Source organism: Mucilaginibacter metallidurans (genome assembly GCF_003286435.2).
GTDB classification, from domain to species: domain Bacteria; phylum Bacteroidota; class Bacteroidia; order Sphingobacteriales; family Sphingobacteriaceae; genus Mucilaginibacter; species Mucilaginibacter gossypii.
In genome coordinates this window covers 2,910,762-2,925,567 of record NZ_CP043449.1, presented here as the reverse complement: position 1 = coordinate 2,925,567, position 14,806 = coordinate 2,910,762, and the positions used below count along the sequence as shown (strand labels likewise).

Here is a 14,806-nt window from a genome sequence, read left to right as displayed (position 1 = left end):
AATAAATGTTGAAGGTAACATAGATGTTACAATTTTATGTCTGCTATTTATACAAAGGTTTAACTTTAACTAAGGGGCTTAATTTTTTTTAATTGGTAACTTACTAATTAGCAATAACGTTTAACAACTTTATTGATTTACTAACTATATATGAGAAAAGGGGCGTTTGGAATTGCCTTTGCTTATTTGTTGATTAGCCTGTTGTGGATCATGTTCAGTGACCGGCTATTGTTTTATTTCGAAGGAATACTTAGCCCCAACCAATACCTGTGGCTGAGTTTAGGAAAAGGGTGCTTGTTTGTGGTGGTTACAGCAATTGCTCTTTACGCTTTGATCAGGTCAGAAGACCAAAGGTTGAAGCAGAGCGAAAAGCAATACCGGAGCATGTATGAATCCAATCCAAACCCGATGTGGATTTACGAGCCGGGGACACTCCGGTTCATTTCGGTAAATGATGCCGCCATTGCTGTTTATGGCTACAGTGCGGAAGAGTTCAGGCATCGGACAATTCTGGATATCAGGCCTTTGGAAGACCGGGAAAATGTGATTTCTTCATCAGAGCGGGTGAACAGTAAGCTCAATGATAGCGGTACCTGGCGTCACATTAAAAAGGACGGACAACTGATTTATGTAAATATTACCTCCCATAAAATCTGGTTCAATAAAAAGCCCCATATCATGGTTATGATACGTGATATGACCGAACGGGTGGCATTTGAGCGGGCTCTTGAAAAAGTAAACCAGGAGCTTTTAGAAGAAAAACACAAGCTCAGTGAAACCCAGTTGTTGTCGCGGGTGGCCGGATGGGAATTCTACCCTCGCGAAAACAAGTTGATATGGTCAGACGAAGTTTATCGCATTGCGGGCTTGAAACGAGATGGGCGCGAAGCTTTCGATATTTATGTACAGCATATTTTTCCGGAAGACCGGCCGCTGATGATCAACGCTTTGCATGACCTGATCAGTACCGGTAAACAACTCGATATAACGCACCGCATTACTGCGCTGGACGGCACAACCCGTTACATCCGGCAGCTTGCCCGCGTAGAAAGCAGCGGGGAGCAGGAACTTAAGATAGCAGGTTCGCTACAGGATATTACTGAGCTCAAGCAATTGGAAATGGAGCGTAACCGGTACCAGTATAGCTTTGAGCATACGCTGAACAGTATCACCGATTGCTTTTTCGAGCTCGACCACCAAATGAAAATAACCCGGATAAACGATATTTTTCGGGAGATGGTTAAAACAGACAGAAGCCGGATTATTGGTGCAAGTGTTTTTGAGTTTTTTCCTAAAGCCGAAAATAAGTTTTATCATGTTTACCAGAAAGCGCTTGAAGAAAGGATTATTGTAAGGCACGAAGATTACTCGGTTGTCCTGCAGCGCTGGCTGAGAATGGCTGCATATCCTACTGATGAAGGCGTTGCTGTATACTTCGCCGACATAACCGAAGACAGGCTTAAAGATGAACGGTTAAAAGAAGCAGTTGAACGTTACGAACTGGTGGCCCAGGCGACGAGGGATGTTGTTTATGACCTTAATATTGTTGAAAATAAACTGGTATACAATACAAGCCTTACGCATTTGGTGCAAATACCGCTCGATGAAATTAGTTATGAGCTGGAATGGTGGCGGTCACTGATTCATCCGGATGATATGGAAGAAGTAGTGAGCAGCCAGGAAAAGATCAGCCGCGCCGGTTTAACCAACTGGGAATGCGAATACCGGCTCAATTGCGGTAAAGGCGAATATAAATACGTGATGGACCAGGGGTATTTTATATATAACGAACAAAAGCAGCCGATACGACTGATAGGGGCGGTAAGAGATATTGATGCCCTTAAACGCAGCACCCAGGAAAATAAGCGGCTGGCGCGCATCATCAAACAGGTAAATAACATGGTGCTAATTACAGATGACCTGCGAAGGGTACAATGGGTAAATAATGCCTTTGTAGAGCTGACCGGTTACGCTATGGAAGAGGTGGTAAATAAAATGCCGGGTGATTTTTTGACAGACCCCGATAACCCGGTGATCCAAACGTTAATAAGAAAGCAGCAGGCCAGGGAAGCTTTTGGTATTGATACAATCATTTATACCAAAAACAGAACCCCGGTTTGGGTATCAGCCCAGTTAACCCCGGCATATGATGAAAATAACGCTTTTCAGGGTTACATCATCGTTTGTCAGGATATAACCTACCGTAAAGAAAAAGAAGAAGAGATTAATAGGCAGAACCGTTTACTCCGTGAGGTTGCGTGGATAAGCTCACATGAGATAAGGCGGCCCGTGGCAACTATGCTCGGATTGGTAAACCTGCTGGATATGACTGAAGATGAGAGCGAGCGAAAAGAGATTTTTTCAAAACTCCGCGAATGCGCCGCGGAAATGGACAGCATGGTGCATGAGATCCACCGTCGCATTGAAGCGGAAAAAGTCATGCAAATTGCGCGCGACCTTTAAACAGGTCATTTAATGGTTAACATTAAAACTTAGTAAAAACTTCACATCACAGTGCCTTAGCGAAAGCCTGCCTGAATAAAGTTACGACAGTTTTTTTTAGTATTATACTCCAATATACCGTAGCCGGAATTGTTCCGCCTATTCGCTTTTCAGGCTCTTTACGGGGCTGGTTAACGCTGCTTTTATCGTCTGTAAGCTAACCGTAAGCAGTGTGATGACAAGGGTAGTAAAACCGGTAACGATAAATATCCATGCCGATATACCCGTCCGGTAATCAAAATGTTGAAGCCAGTTGTACATCAGGTAAAATGCTATAGGTTTAGCCAATAGTAATGAAAGCATGACCAGGCTAATGAAATCTGCAGATAATAATCGCCAAAGGTTGAAAACTGTTGTCCCCAACACCTTACGAACGCCGATTTCTTTTACACGTTGTTCGGCCATAAAGGAAGCCATGCCAAACAATCCCAGGCAACTGATAAAGATTGCCAGCCCGGCAAAGAAGGCGGCCAGCCTGCCTATGTGCTGCTCGTTACCAAATTTTCGAGCGTAGGCTCCGTCGATAAAAGTATATTGAAAGGGTTGCTCGGGATTAAAACGTTTAAATACACTCTGGTTATTTGCTATAGCAGTACCGGCACTCACCTTTGGGTTAATACGCAGCTATACCGTACCCCCGGCATCATTATTAAAAAAGTAAACACATGGCTTCACCTCCGGGACAACGGGAAAGGTATCCCTGAAGAAGCGCAATCAAAAATATTCAACAAATATACCTCATATACTACTTTTGGTACAGCCAGTGAAAAGGGAAGTGGTCTTGAGCTGTTATTATGTAAAGAGTTTGTAGAAAGAAACAATGGCACCATACGGTTTGAAAGTAAGGCAAGGATCGGAAGTACGTTCTATTTTACTGTGCCAATAGAAAACGAAGAGTTGGTTGCTCTTTAAGGGGCTTTAAACAGGTCAGAAGATGGGGCGTCTACCTATTTTTCAATAATCCTCCGATATCAGGGCATGATGTTTGTGTGAAAAGAGTTATGTTAAAATGTAGCTTTTAGAACTATAATGATTGCCTCTTATCAGAAGAGAGTCCTGGTTGTTGATGATGATAAGGACATTCGTGAATTAATGCACCTGATCCTGGAAATGGAGGGATATGCGGTAACCGAACTGGATAATGGTCATGGCGTCCTTGAAGCTATACAAGTCTTACGACCGGATGTTGTGCTGCTGGATGTTATGCTGGGCGATATGGATGGCCGTGACATTTGTAAACATTTGAAGAATGACCCGGGTATGCAGGATATACCTATAATCATTGTTTCGGCAAGTCACGGGTTGCATACGATGCACGAGAAACAATGCGGCGCCAATGATTATCTGGCCAAGCCTTTTGATGTCAATGAGCTCATTAACCATGTCCGGCGTTTTGCCGCCTGATGGGTGCCATGCTGTAAATCTCCGGTTTTGCAATGGCAGTTGCAGTAGTGGCTCAAATAATTTCTTTATATAGCTGCCAGCAGGTTAATTAAGGTTGGAATTTCGGGAAGATTTTCGACGGTACGAACGGTGCCTATCAGTTGGTCCTGAATCTCTGCGGAAAAATATTGTTGCTGAGCCGCCGAAATTTTTCAATCGTATCATTCCACGTAAACGGACGTGTAAAAAAACATGATAATCTCCCTGTTCCCTAATTAGGGTTTGACCGTTTTTGAGGCCGATCTCCACCTTGGTTTTCATTTTATAGAGATAAGCAACAGTATAAGGATCAAGCAGGCAGGCAACTATCAGCGGTTGATGAAGCGGGAAACCTCTACTTACTTTCAATTGGCTGCATTTTGCATTTGCCGCCTTCGCCCATAGCCTGCAATTGCCTCAATAATTTGGGAATGGCAGGCTTGTTACCAGCGTGGATCAGCGACCCCAAAGCATCAAGCAAATGGCGTTTCAGTTATTCGATGGCGGTTTCACCGATGTCATCATAACGGGCATTAAGCGCGAAGCTGGCGATCTTGAAATTCTGCAGCTCTTTTTCCATGATCTACCTGTTAATTGCTGCGGCCGCGAAACAATGAGATAACCCAGATGATGACCGCGATAACGACGATTACCGCGAAAATGCCCACGGCAGCACCTGCTTTAAAAATACCGACAATGGCATCACAGCTGCTCAATAACACGCAAAGGCTTAAGAATAGTGGTGTAATTAACTTTTTCATAGACTGATAGTTTTATACTTAAAACTTAAAACAGCGAGCGATGTTTTAATTATCATTTAAAAGATATTTTTTCAGCGATTTTTTTAATTGTTAACTGATTTTAACCTATGAACGCATCACCCTGGTTTTGGAATACCAAAGCCGCCCTGTACTTGCCTGACCTTATTCCGGTATATAAAACCACATCAGGTAGCTATGATTTTAAAATATATGACCTTGGCGACAGTTGCTGGCTGGTGGTTGGATGGCCGGATGGCAACCAAATCGCTTTCCGGCTGGCTTATTCACCAAACGACCGGTTGCAGATCACACTAAAAGAAAGAAAAAACGATGTGCGATTGAAGATTGGCTCGCTGTTGGGCGACTATGAAGTGGTTTTGACGTTACCCACAGAAGACCGGCCCGTACTTCATCATACCACCAGGCTAACGCCGGCCTCCACCTTATTGTTCCCTTACTGGCCACGCGACATTGTGCCGCTTGGTTTCGGGGGAAGTAAAAGCATGGCCGAAGGACAAATACATACCCGGCAGGTGGGTACACGTTCGGGACAGCTCTATTTTAGCATGAACCAGCCAAAAGCGGGTTCGGTATTATACCTGCAAAATCTAACCGCGTTGGCAGGTTACAACCAGCAAACCGAAACCTCCGCGGGTGACAGTGTAGGCGGCGAATGGCCCGAAATTGGCTTTGCCCTGCCGCCTACCATTAAAAATAGGCCGCTGGCAGCAGGTACAAGCTATACTTTGAGCGATGCTTTTATTGTTTTTTCGGAAGAAGTACCTGCTGATGAGGCGGCTATGGTTCGGCAATACCTTAACCTGCTGGCAGAAGTCTACCTGGCTTTGCCCAAACCGGCAACGAATTATATCCATTGGCCCGACATCCTTGATAAAGGATTAAAGGATCTAATAGATAGCCCGGGTTGCTGGGTACAACTCGATGGTCATCATTATTTTAACGCCTATGTATCAGACTATATCACTCCTCCCGAGATCATGGTGCAACTGGCGGTACTGCTTCCTTTACTTGATTATGTGGAATGGAGCGGCGCGGAACTGGAAGTAATGAAAAAAGTTAAAGCCGGCCTGCCATCATTCTATAGTGAAAAATACGGCACCATAATGCGCTGGCACCCAAAAGCAGCCGATACGCTGGAAGGTGAGGAGGAGCAGAAACAACCTCTGGTTATGGATTCCTGGTACCTGCACCATCCTTTGTTAAACCTGTCGCGCCTTGCGCTGAAGGGCGATAAGGTTGCCAGGAAACTCTTTTTGGATTCTTTGGAATTTTCGATACGGGTGGCGCACCATTTTAATTACAAATGGCCGGTTTTTTATAAAGTAGATACCCTTGAGGTAGTAAAAGCCGAAACGCAGCCAGGCAAAGGAGGTGAAAAGGATGTGCCGGGTTTATTTGCCCATGTCATGCTGCAGGCCTGGGAGCTTACGGGCGAAAAACGCTATTTAACCGAAGCGGAAAAAGCCGCTATGCATTTGCGTGGCCAGGGTTTCGACCTGTTTTACCAGGCCAACAATACAGCCTTTTCTGCTGGTGCAATGCTGCGCTTATATAAAATCACCAAAAAAGAAATTTACCGCGAGCTCAGTTACCTGTGCCTGGCCGGTGTATTTAACAACGTGAAGCTTTGGAACTGTGATTATGGCTATGGGAAAAATCTCCCGACATTTTTTGCATTGTTTCCGCTTAATGACGCTCCTTATACGGCAGTATACGAAGAGCAGGAAGTGTTCTGCGCGCTGCATGACTACCTCCGCTACGCCGAGGATATTGAGATTTTACCATCGGTACGCCTCCTGATAAACGAATATGTCCGTTACCTTGTAGACCGTGCCGCTTATTACTACCCCACAATGCTTCCAAAAGAAATGCTCCAGGAAAAGCCAAAAATAGGAGAGGTTGATCCGAACCTATGGATCGCGCTTGAGGATTTACACGACGGCTGGGAAAAATCAGGGCAGGTAGGCCAGGAAGTATATGGGGCAGGCAACGCTTTCGGGATCCTGCCGCGCCACTATATCCGTATACCCGATCAGCCTTTCATGATCTTCACTGATTATCCTGTTTACCGCTTTGCCACCAGGAAGCAAGATCATCTTCATGTCCGCATGGCGGGGGATAATCGCATCGACTGCCGCCTGATGGTGGTTAAGAGCGGGCATGGTAAATTACCAGGGGTAGAAGTGCGTGTTAATCAGAAGCCTATCGACGGAAAAAAAATCAAAGGCGGCCACTTTGAATATTTAATACCCGGCAATGCCGAAATCACTATTAGCTGGAAATAACATGAAAAAAAAAATCAATTACTTTGAGCGGTTCTCTAACTGGGCCACCGCAGCAACGGGCAGTTCGGCTGCTTTTATTATAGCTGCGTCCACCATAGTGCTATGGGCTGTTACCGGGCCGGTATTTCACTACTCGGAAACCTGGCAGCTTATTATCAATACCGGCACAACCATCGTTACTTTTTTAATGGTTTTCCTTATCCAGAAGGCGCAGAACAAGGATTCGAAAGCTGTCCATTTAAAACTGAATGAATTGCTGGCCTCTCATGAAGGTACCAGTAACAGGATGGTTAATATTGAGGACCTGACTGAAGAGGAGCTGGATCACCTGTACAAATTTTATATCCGTTTGTCCGAACTGGCGCAAAAAGAAAGTGACCTTACCAAAACACATTCTATTGATGCCGCGAGGGTAAATCAACAAAATAAATCAAAACGTTATAACAGGAGTAATAAGAGGTCAGAGTAACCGGATGCCTGGAACTGCCGGTGGCGCGTCAGCTATTGAGATTATGATAAGCAAAATAAGATTTTTGATCATCATCGGGTTTGTTGCAGCGGGCATTTGGCTGGCGGTAAGGTATCGTTCGGCCCAAAACGTCAAGCCTGTAGTTGTTTGCAGCGGACCTTTAAAAAATTGAGTTATGGAAAAGTTATTGATCACTGTTTTTGGAGAGGGGAAGGACCTGAATGCGCTGCAGATGAGCAGCCGCGGCGTTGTTATCTTTTTTATCGCGCTTATGCTGATCCGCATTTCGGGGCGTCGCTCTTTTGGGTTACGTACCCCGCTTGATAATATCGTCAGTATTTCGCTTGGGGCTGTTATGAGCAGGGCGGTGGTTGGCGCCTCGGCTTTTGTGCCGGTTATTGTTTGCTGCTTTGTGATCGTTCTGCTACACCGGCTGCTGGGCTGGCTTATTGCACGTAACAGTCCTTTAGTTAGTTGGGTAGAAGGGGAGAAGATCCCGCTTTTTCGTGGCGGCCGGTTTGATGAAGAGCGGATGAAACGGGCACTGGTTTGCCGTGAAGATGTGATGCAGGGTGTACGCAAATCTGCACTTACTGAAGATTTAGAAAAGATAGACAAGGTGTATATGGAACGGAATGGTGATATCAGCGCCATTAAAAAATGATATGTATGGATTGGCATATAGGATGTTCAGGGTTTTACTATCGTCACTGGAAAAATACTTTTTACCCGGAGGGGCTGGCGCAAAAGCGCTGGTTTGAGTTTTACGCCGGGCAATTCCGTACCCTGGAATTAAACGTGACCTTTTACCGTTTTCCGCAATTATCTATGCTGCATGCCTGGTATGAAAAAGCGCCGGCTGAGTTTCGCTTCGCGGTAAAAGCCCCCAAGGCTATTACCCATTTTAAGCAGTTTCACGGAACCGTGGATATGATTACGAGTTTTTATGATACCATCCGCAATGGTTTACAGGAAAAGTTAGGGCCTGTATTGTTCCAGTTTCCGCCGCGTTTTCATTATGATGAAGAACGTTTGACACGCGTGTTGGCGCAATTGGATCCCAGCTTTAGTAATGTATTGGAGTTCAGGCATCCGGGCTGGTGGCAGGAAGATGTTTATTCAAGGCTTAGGGAGCGTGGTGTTTCTTTTTGCGGTATGAGCCATCCCGAACTGCCGGCTGAACCTGTTGTAACCGGCCCGGTGGTATATTATCGTTTTCACGGTGTTCCGGATTTATACCGCTCATCTTATAGTGATGCTCAATTACGGAAATTTGCCGATGAGATTAATTCAAAACCTGAAGTCCGGGAAGCATGGTGTTATTTTAACAATGACGCGGCAGTGGCAGCTATTCCCAACGCAAAGTCCCTGCTGCAATTTTCGGTTAAGCACCAGTAGATATATGTTGGTGATAATTAAATTGAGTTAGCGCCCTGATCAGCATCTCCGCGGTAGCCTGGATAGTTTGCTGAATAATTTCTTCGCATGATCCCTGAAATACTTTTCGAAAACCGAGGTGCCTGTCATGGATCAGCGCATATACAAACATAGTTCCAACCGGTTTTTCCGGGGTTTCGCTGCCACCGGGTGTAGTGAGCCCGGTAACGGTTACCTGTATGTCGGATGGGATAAGATGTGCCAGGCGGTATGCCATTTCCTTCGTCACCTCCATCGACTCTGGTGTAAACTGATCAATCAATCCCTTCGGTACTCCTAACAGTGATACTTTGAGATCGGCATCATAGCAGGCGATCCCGCCCTTAAGCACCTGGCCGGATTCGTCGGTAAGTGCAAACTCCGAACAAAGCCAGCCTGCCGTAGCGCTTTCGGCAAAAGCAATGGTCATCCCATGTTGAGCTATCAGTTTACTACATTCTTTAATCTTATTTTCTGCCATGATTAATTGATCCAGGCCTGTCGATTACAGACTCTATAAAAACCTCCGGAAATACGGTTTTGTTTTGTTGTAATTTATTATTTTAATAATAAATTAAGGTTTGGAGGATGGCACTGATAGAGAAATGTGCGCCGCAAACAAACTCATCGGCTGCACCATAATAGATGGTTAAACGGTCGCCATCGGCAATATGGCCGTTGGTGAAAACAACGTAACCGAAAAAGCCGCTAAGCTCATAAGCCTCGGTTGGCACCATGATCGGGTCACTACTTCGGGCGATAACCTTTGATGGATTGTTAATATCCATTAAAAAAGCGCCAAGGCAATAACGGTGCTCGACATTGGCACCATGATATATCTCCAGCCAGCCATGTTCCGTACGGATAGGTGCCGCGCCCGCGCCAACGCGACCGCTGTCCCACATTCCAGGTCGGGTTTTTATCAGGCATTGGTGATTGCCCCATTGCCGGCTGTCTGATGACTCTGCCAGCCAGATATAATTGCCGCCGATCTCTTTGCTGCTTGGCCGGTGTAAACAGTAATATTTTCCGCCGATCTTTTCCTCAAAAATTGCGCAATCCTTATTATGCGGAGGCAGGATCATTCCGCCGCTTTCAAAATGCTGCCAATTGGTGGTTGTTAACAGGCCTACACCCACGCCGCTGTCTGATACGGCGGTATAGGTGAGGTAATAAGTGTCATTTATCTGCGTAACCCGGCAATCCTCTATACCAAAACGTTCCAGGTATCCCTTTCCGAATAAGGGCGGATAGCCTTCCTGTTCAGTAAAACGGATCCCATCGTCACTGGCCAGTAAACGTAAATGCGAAACTGTGGTGAGATAGTCCAGCCCCTTGTAACTAATGACCCGGGCATCGGTAGCGATCAGATCGGGGTCGTTAAGCGGCACTTTAATGATTTCGGTATTGCCTGTGGCATCCAGGGCAGGGAAAAATAAAACTCCTTCCTCCTGCATAACTCCTTCTGCTACCCTTACAATAAGCCAGGTTTTACCGCCATACCTAAAAACGCCGGGATTAAGCAGGCTGATAATTTGTAAACCCTCGCGACTGGGAGCAAGGTCTTTTGGCAGCAGCAAAGGGTTTTCCGGAAAGCGTTGTGCCAGGTCTTTCATATTTCTTCCCCGCTAACCCAGGCTTTGGCCTCTTCCAATTGATCGGGTGAAAAACCGCGCGACTTGCCGGGTATCATAAACCGGAAGAGGTCCGTAAACCATTCCACACCTTTCTGGTCGGTTACTACCGCAATGCGGTGCCAGTTTGTAAAGTTGGTTAGCCCAAGTTTGAGGTCGTCCCACCAGGCCGCCAGCGTGAAATTCTGCACGCCTGTTCCCAATACCAGCAAATAGTTGATTTCGCCCTGGCGGTTTTTCAGCTCCTGTATCTTGGGTATCAGTATGGTCTCCATATCGTTGCGGGTTACTTCGCCGCTGGCATAAATACCTACCACGTGCTGCGGGAGGTTATTAATTATTTGTAGCATAACTTGTTGTTTTTTGTAAGATGTGATAACCAATGCCGGCGAAAACCGCGAACACAATATGTGCTGGTACCAGTTGCAGATAATATTTTTTAAAGTTGAGGGATGGGGGCAACGGGTGCATTTTAAAGGTCGTTTTCCAAACAGCTACGGCTAACAGGCCGCTTAGGCCACCGAGCCAAAGATTTGTCTTGAGGTCGGGTTTTAATTTACCGCGGTGCCATAGTTCTACATAAACGAGTGTAAACAGCAGGCCAACGCCGTAATGCCCCAACCAGCCTAATGCCTGGCTTTGCTGCTTATCTAACTTAGGGATCAGGCGGCCGGTTAGCTGCCCCAGGCGCTCCGGCTCGCTGAAGTTTTCGCCGTCGGCGAGCGATACCAGATAGCTGAACAGCGTCATGAAGGTAGTGCCGGTGACTCCCGAAATTAAAATTTCTTTAGTTTTCATCATTGCTTATCGTGGTAAGGCCCCTGGTTGCGGGCCCGGTTAATACATTGCCATCGATATCGTAACGCGCGCCATGGCAAGGGCAGTCCCAACTCTTTTCTTCGCTGTTCCAGCTAACAATGCAGGCGGCGTGAGTGCAAACGGGACTTAAGGCATGTATGGTGCCGTCGTCATCGCGGTAAGCGGCGATTTTGTTTCCGTCTACTTCAACCACTTTGCCGGTGCCAGGCTTTAACCTGTTCAGCGAATCGGTACTTTTAATATTCAGGCGGTCAGCCACAAAGTGGTAGGCTACATCGGCGTTTTCTTTTACAAATTCGCTAAACCCGTCTATCGGTTTTATTCTGCCCGGATTAAACAGTTTTTCATATTTGCTGCCCTTGCCACTTACCAGGTCGACAAGGATTTTGGCGGCAATGCTTCCGAGCATCATGCCGTTGCCATTATAACCGGTTGCGCAATAAATACCATTGGCAGTCAAAGGCATCCGGCCGATATAAGGAAGGCCATCTACGGGTACGTAATACTGACTTGACCACCGGTATTTCACTGATGACACGTTATAATACTTACGTGCATATTTTTCAAGATCGTCAAAAGCTTTCTCGGGCTCTTCGTGCCCTGTCTTATGATCCAGCCCGCCAATCAATAATAATTCCTGCCCGTCTATTACATGTGTCCGCACATAATGATAAGGTTCCTGGCAGTCATAAATAAGCCCGTCAGGATATTTTCCGCTATGGAGTTTAACGGCCAACACGTAACTGCGGTAGGGTGCACACTCGAAATTGAATACATTGATATTCGGCGGCATATGGGTGGCATAGATCACATTTTTTGCACGGATCTCGTTTTTACCAGCCTGCACGATATGTATTTCATCTTCAGTGACTATTTGTTCAACAAGCGTGTTTTCTAATAACGCGCCGCCGGCCTCCAAATAAGCTTTTTGTAATCCTTTTAAATATTTTATGGGATGAAATTGTGCCTGGCCATCGAAAGCCAAAGCTCTTTGAAAAGGAACAGGTGTCGGTACTTCGTCTGTATATTTTACAGGAACGCCAACTTTGGTAGCACCCTGGTATATTTCATCCAGCATTTTCACTTCATCGTCATTTTCGGCATACAGGTAACCAGTTTTCGGTTCATAATCGCACTTGATGCCATAGGTGTCGATATTGGTCTTAATCAGTTCGAACCCCTCATTGATCGCATCTGCAAAACCCTGTGCACCTTCCTCGCCAAAGGCGCTTTCAGCTTCGCTGTAAGTAGTATCGGCAAAAGTATTGATATGCGCGCTGGTGCCGCCGGTTGTGCCAAAACCGGTATTATGCGCTTCTGTAATAATGGTAGCCTTGCCTGCTTTTTGTAATAGCAGTGCCGCCGTCATACCGGTAATTCCTGCGCCAACAATGAGGCAATCGTATATTTTATCTTCGGGCTTAACCCTGGCTGCCGGACTGCTGAGAGACTGCCAGGGGCTATTCCTGGTACCATCTCGTTTAAGATTGATTAATGTCATTGCATAGATTTTGTACCATTAAATACAGTGCAAATGCGTAATGGTTTCCTTTGAAGAATATTTTTAATTATTTAATTAAATTGAAGAGAGGGTCGGCTGAATAATCAACTTTTTCGTGGGGAAGTGCTGTTAGGGGGGCCAAACAGGTTTGTTTGGCTTATAACATTTATGCCAACCATTTATGCAAATGTTTGTTAAGCCAATCATGCAACAAGAAACTACTAAAACACGGTACACTGATACCGAATTAAATGAATTCAGAACATTGATCAAAGAAAAGATCGGCATGGCACGCGAAGAACTACAGGAATTGGTGGGTAGCCTCAGCGCTTCAAACACCAACGGGGACGATGCCGCGATTGCGGGCAAGACGCTTGAAGATGGATCGGCAACTTTTGAAAAGGAACAGATTAATCAGTTGGCCGCCCGCCAGAAAAAATTTATCGAGCAGCTTGAAGCCGCGCTGATGCGCATTGAAAACAGGACTTACGGCATTTGCCGTTCTACCGGTAAACTGATACCAAGGGAACGCCTGCTTGCTGTTCCGCACACTACCCAAAGCATGGAAGCCAAACTGAAACAGGCATGAGTTCGGCATTTGTAAAAGAAGGGGAGGCCGGGCATCTTAAAGATGTTGCACCGAATATAGGCGCACTGCTTTTTTTTCTGCGTGTGGAAAATAACGGTACTATTATCCGTGATGAGAAAATCTACTTTAGTCAAAAACATGACCGTGACGTTTATGAAATGAGTGACGGCCTGGCCTATGCCCTCGACGATGATGATCATTGGTATATCATACTTGACTTATGAAAGAACTGTTTTTTGGAGGGACCAGTGGCTTACAGATCGACAGGCCCAGGCGGGACTTTCCGCCTGAATACAGCCATTTGTCGCGGCTGGGTTATTATGCTTTGCAGGAGAACAGCATCGAGGTTAACAGCTCTTTTTATAAAATCCCGCAGGCAAAAACCATAGCCCGGTGGGTAACGGAAGTAACCGAGGGGTTTCGTTTCACTTTCAAGCTGTGGCAGGGGATCACCCATCAAAAAAATTTGTTTTTCAATAAGGAAGATGTTACCCGTTTTATGCAGGCTATCCGTTTGCCGGAAACTGAGCGGGGTTGTCTGCTTGTTCAGTTTCCGCCAAGCCTGCAGGCGGGAGCTCTTCCTCAGTTAACGGAATTGCTGGAGGCCCTTAAACCTTATACCTGGCCTATGGCCGTCGAATTTCGTCACCCGTCCTGGTACAGGGATGAAGTTTTTGAACTTTTAAACTGGTACCAGGCAGCAATGGTACTGCAGGATATGCCCACATCGGCCACGCCCATGGAAATCACCGCCGATGAACTGGTTTACCTGCGCTTTCATGGCCCATCGGGCAATTATAAAGGAAGTTACAGTGAAAGTTTCCTTTCTGAATATGCTTCGTACATCAATGAATGGCAGCAGGAGGATAAAACAGTTTACGTTTACTTCAACAATACCGCCGGGGCAGCGCTGGAAAATCTTCAGTTGCTGAAACAGTTTCTCGTCTAAGCAAAGACCCTGGTAGCTTAAATCTGCCCTGTAACGAACGCTTTACCGGATCGGTATCTGCACGTGTTTATTAGTGTTATAAATACAATTAATTTTTTATTTCTGTTTTTCCATATAAATTATTTCTTATCTTGTCGTCGTTATAGCCTTAAATAATTACTCCATGGCAAAACTACTGCTTCGGATATTATAAACGTAAACAACAATCTGAATCGATTAATTTTATCTCGTTTAGTTAAATGTATTTTGTACACTTATAATTGTATCCATACGGAAATCCGGTAAGGATGATTTTATCTTAAATGAAAAATTTTTAGGATCATGCGGATGTTCAGTTGACTGGGCTTTTTGAACCTGGAGATATTGACGCGTGTGAAGGAATCTACAACTGGTATTGGCTAAAGCTCGTAGGATACTCATAGAAATAAACAAAACGCA

General features: G+C 45.5%; 18 protein-coding genes. 10 read left to right on the top strand and 8 right to left on the bottom strand.

Annotated features, from left to right (window positions below):
• Window positions 1–150: 150 nt before the first annotated feature.
• Window positions 151–2,463 (top strand): PAS domain S-box protein, encoded by a 2,313-nt coding sequence (locus DIU38_RS12480; RefSeq protein ID WP_112655012.1) that lies wholly within the window; start codon window positions 151–153, stop codon window positions 2,461–2,463.
• Window positions 2,464–2,601: 138 nt separating this feature from the next.
• Here the strand turns inward: DIU38_RS12480 and DIU38_RS33015 are convergent, their stop codons facing one another.
• On the bottom strand, window positions 2,602–2,907 hold the full coding sequence (locus DIU38_RS33015) for an ABC transporter permease (protein ID WP_167516157.1): 306 nt from the start codon (window positions 2,905–2,907) through the stop codon (window positions 2,602–2,604).
• On the opposite strand from DIU38_RS33015, the gene DIU38_RS12470 reads away from it, so the two are divergent.
• Both DIU38_RS12470 and DIU38_RS12465 read left to right on the top strand, forming a co-directional pair.
• On the top strand, window positions 2,896–3,414 hold the full coding sequence (locus tag DIU38_RS12470; RefSeq protein WP_167516156.1) for a sensor histidine kinase: 519 nt from the start codon (window positions 2,896–2,898) through the stop codon (window positions 3,412–3,414). The two genes, DIU38_RS33015 and DIU38_RS12470, sit on opposite strands and share 12 nt — an antisense overlap.
• 117 nt (window positions 3,415–3,531) lie before the next feature.
• Window positions 3,532–3,906, top strand: a complete 375-nt coding sequence (locus DIU38_RS12465; protein ID WP_112655010.1) for a response regulator — start codon at window positions 3,532–3,534, stop codon at window positions 3,904–3,906.
• 373 nt (window positions 3,907–4,279) lie between these two features.
• Here DIU38_RS12465 and DIU38_RS34460 read toward each other — a convergent pair whose 3' ends face one another.
• Window positions 4,280–4,405, bottom strand: coding sequence for a hypothetical protein (locus DIU38_RS34460; protein ID WP_262714359.1), 126 nt, complete (start codon window positions 4,403–4,405; stop codon window positions 4,280–4,282).
• Between the two features lie 109 nt (window positions 4,406–4,514).
• Window positions 4,515–4,685, bottom strand: a complete 171-nt coding sequence (locus DIU38_RS33010; RefSeq protein ID WP_167516155.1) for a hypothetical protein — start codon at window positions 4,683–4,685, stop codon at window positions 4,515–4,517.
• A 107-nt stretch (window positions 4,686–4,792) separates the two neighbouring features.
• On the opposite strand from DIU38_RS33010, the gene DIU38_RS12460 reads away from it, so the two are divergent.
• The 4 genes from DIU38_RS12460 (at window position 4,793) to DIU38_RS12445 (ending at window position 8,858) form a co-directional block, all read left to right on the top strand.
• Window positions 4,793–6,991: a hypothetical protein gene (locus tag DIU38_RS12460; RefSeq protein WP_112655009.1), complete on the top strand. Its 2,199-nt coding sequence runs from the start codon at window positions 4,793–4,795 to the stop codon at window positions 6,989–6,991.
• Window position 6,992: 1 nt separating this feature from the next.
• A complete protein-coding gene (locus DIU38_RS12455; RefSeq protein ID WP_112655008.1) occupies window positions 6,993–7,460 on the top strand; it encodes a low affinity iron permease family protein in 468 nt (155 codons plus the stop codon).
• A 175-nt stretch (window positions 7,461–7,635) separates the two neighbouring features.
• Complete coding sequence (locus DIU38_RS12450; RefSeq protein ID WP_112655007.1) at window positions 7,636–8,124, top strand: DUF421 domain-containing protein; 489 nt, start codon at window positions 7,636–7,638, stop codon at window positions 8,122–8,124.
• Between the two features lie 5 nt (window positions 8,125–8,129).
• The gene (locus DIU38_RS12445; RefSeq protein WP_112655373.1) at window positions 8,130–8,858 is read left to right on the top strand and encodes a DUF72 domain-containing protein; all 729 of its coding nucleotides are present in this window, start codon (window positions 8,130–8,132) and stop codon (window positions 8,856–8,858) included.
• Here the strand turns inward: DIU38_RS12445 and DIU38_RS12440 are convergent.
• The 5 genes from DIU38_RS12440 to DIU38_RS12420 all read right to left on the bottom strand — a co-directional run bounded on the left by DIU38_RS12440 (window position 8,845) and on the right by DIU38_RS12420 (window position 12,830).
• Window positions 8,845–9,357, bottom strand: coding sequence for a CinA family protein (locus tag DIU38_RS12440; protein WP_112655006.1), 513 nt, complete (start codon window positions 9,355–9,357; stop codon window positions 8,845–8,847). The genes DIU38_RS12445 and DIU38_RS12440 overlap by 14 nt on opposite strands.
• 82 nt (window positions 9,358–9,439) lie before the next feature.
• Window positions 9,440–10,492: a glycoside hydrolase family 130 protein gene (locus tag DIU38_RS12435; protein ID WP_112655005.1), complete on the bottom strand. Its 1,053-nt coding sequence runs from the start codon at window positions 10,490–10,492 to the stop codon at window positions 9,440–9,442.
• A complete protein-coding gene (locus DIU38_RS12430; RefSeq protein ID WP_112655004.1) occupies window positions 10,489–10,860 on the bottom strand; it encodes a SpoIIAA family protein in 372 nt (123 codons plus the stop codon). Before DIU38_RS12430 ends, DIU38_RS12435 begins: the two co-directional genes overlap by 4 nt.
• Window positions 10,844–11,311: a hypothetical protein gene (locus DIU38_RS12425; RefSeq protein WP_146750314.1), complete on the bottom strand. Its 468-nt coding sequence runs from the start codon at window positions 11,309–11,311 to the stop codon at window positions 10,844–10,846. The genes DIU38_RS12430 and DIU38_RS12425 overlap by 17 nt, the downstream gene beginning before the upstream one ends.
• Complete coding sequence (locus tag DIU38_RS12420) at window positions 11,298–12,830, bottom strand: FAD-dependent oxidoreductase (protein ID WP_112655002.1); 1,533 nt, start codon at window positions 12,828–12,830, stop codon at window positions 11,298–11,300. Before DIU38_RS12420 ends, DIU38_RS12425 begins: the two co-directional genes overlap by 14 nt.
• 205 nt (window positions 12,831–13,035) lie before the next feature.
• On the opposite strand from DIU38_RS12420, the gene DIU38_RS12415 reads away from it, so the two are divergent.
• Genes DIU38_RS12415 through DIU38_RS12405 form a run of 3 tightly spaced genes read left to right on the top strand, consistent with a single transcriptional unit; the run spans window position 13,036 to window position 14,368 of the window.
• Window positions 13,036–13,419 carry a TraR/DksA family transcriptional regulator gene (locus DIU38_RS12415; RefSeq protein WP_112655371.1) on the top strand — a complete coding sequence of 128 codons (384 nt, stop codon included), beginning with the start codon at window positions 13,036–13,038 and terminating at the stop codon, window positions 13,417–13,419.
• Window positions 13,416–13,643 carry a hypothetical protein gene (locus tag DIU38_RS12410; RefSeq protein ID WP_112655001.1) on the top strand — a complete coding sequence of 76 codons (228 nt, stop codon included), beginning with the start codon at window positions 13,416–13,418 and terminating at the stop codon, window positions 13,641–13,643. The genes DIU38_RS12415 and DIU38_RS12410 overlap by 4 nt, the downstream gene beginning before the upstream one ends.
• Complete coding sequence (locus DIU38_RS12405; RefSeq protein WP_112655000.1) at window positions 13,640–14,368, top strand: DUF72 domain-containing protein; 729 nt, start codon at window positions 13,640–13,642, stop codon at window positions 14,366–14,368. Before DIU38_RS12410 ends, DIU38_RS12405 begins: the two co-directional genes overlap by 4 nt.
• The last annotated feature ends 438 nt before the right edge of the window (window positions 14,369–14,806 follow it).

Excerpts from the sequence above, each read along its gene's own strand:
- DIU38_RS12445 (WP_112655373.1), top strand. The coding sequence starts at position 8,130 with ATGGATTGGCATATAGGATGTTCAGGGTTTTACTATCGTCACTGGAAA.
- DIU38_RS12455 (WP_112655008.1), top strand. The coding sequence starts at position 6,993 with ATGAAAAAAAAAATCAATTACTTTGAGCGGTTCTCTAACTGGGCCACC.
- DIU38_RS33015 (WP_167516157.1), bottom strand. The coding sequence starts at position 2,907 with ATGGCCGAACAACGTGTAAAAGAAATCGGCGTTCGTAAGGTGTTGGGG.
- DIU38_RS12405 (WP_112655000.1), top strand. The coding sequence starts at position 13,640 with ATGAAAGAACTGTTTTTTGGAGGGACCAGTGGCTTACAGATCGACAGG.
- DIU38_RS12415 (WP_112655371.1), top strand. The coding sequence starts at position 13,036 with ATGCAACAAGAAACTACTAAAACACGGTACACTGATACCGAATTAAAT.
- DIU38_RS12480 (WP_112655012.1), top strand. The coding sequence starts at position 151 with ATGAGAAAAGGGGCGTTTGGAATTGCCTTTGCTTATTTGTTGATTAGC.
- DIU38_RS12435 (WP_112655005.1), bottom strand. The coding sequence starts at position 10,492 with ATGAAAGACCTGGCACAACGCTTTCCGGAAAACCCTTTGCTGCTGCCA.
- DIU38_RS12420 (WP_112655002.1), bottom strand. The coding sequence starts at position 12,830 with ATGACATTAATCAATCTTAAACGAGATGGTACCAGGAATAGCCCCTGG.
- DIU38_RS12440 (WP_112655006.1), bottom strand. The coding sequence starts at position 9,357 with ATGGCAGAAAATAAGATTAAAGAATGTAGTAAACTGATAGCTCAACAT.
- DIU38_RS12410 (WP_112655001.1), top strand. The coding sequence starts at position 13,416 with ATGAGTTCGGCATTTGTAAAAGAAGGGGAGGCCGGGCATCTTAAAGAT.
- DIU38_RS12425 (WP_146750314.1), bottom strand. The coding sequence starts at position 11,311 with ATGATGAAAACTAAAGAAATTTTAATTTCGGGAGTCACCGGCACTACC.
- DIU38_RS33010 (WP_167516155.1), bottom strand. The coding sequence starts at position 4,685 with ATGAAAAAGTTAATTACACCACTATTCTTAAGCCTTTGCGTGTTATTG.
- DIU38_RS12430 (WP_112655004.1), bottom strand. The coding sequence starts at position 10,860 with ATGCTACAAATAATTAATAACCTCCCGCAGCACGTGGTAGGTATTTAT.
- DIU38_RS12450 (WP_112655007.1), top strand. The coding sequence starts at position 7,636 with ATGGAAAAGTTATTGATCACTGTTTTTGGAGAGGGGAAGGACCTGAAT.
- DIU38_RS12460 (WP_112655009.1), top strand. The coding sequence starts at position 4,793 with ATGAACGCATCACCCTGGTTTTGGAATACCAAAGCCGCCCTGTACTTG.
- DIU38_RS12465 (WP_112655010.1), top strand. The coding sequence starts at position 3,532 with ATGATTGCCTCTTATCAGAAGAGAGTCCTGGTTGTTGATGATGATAAG.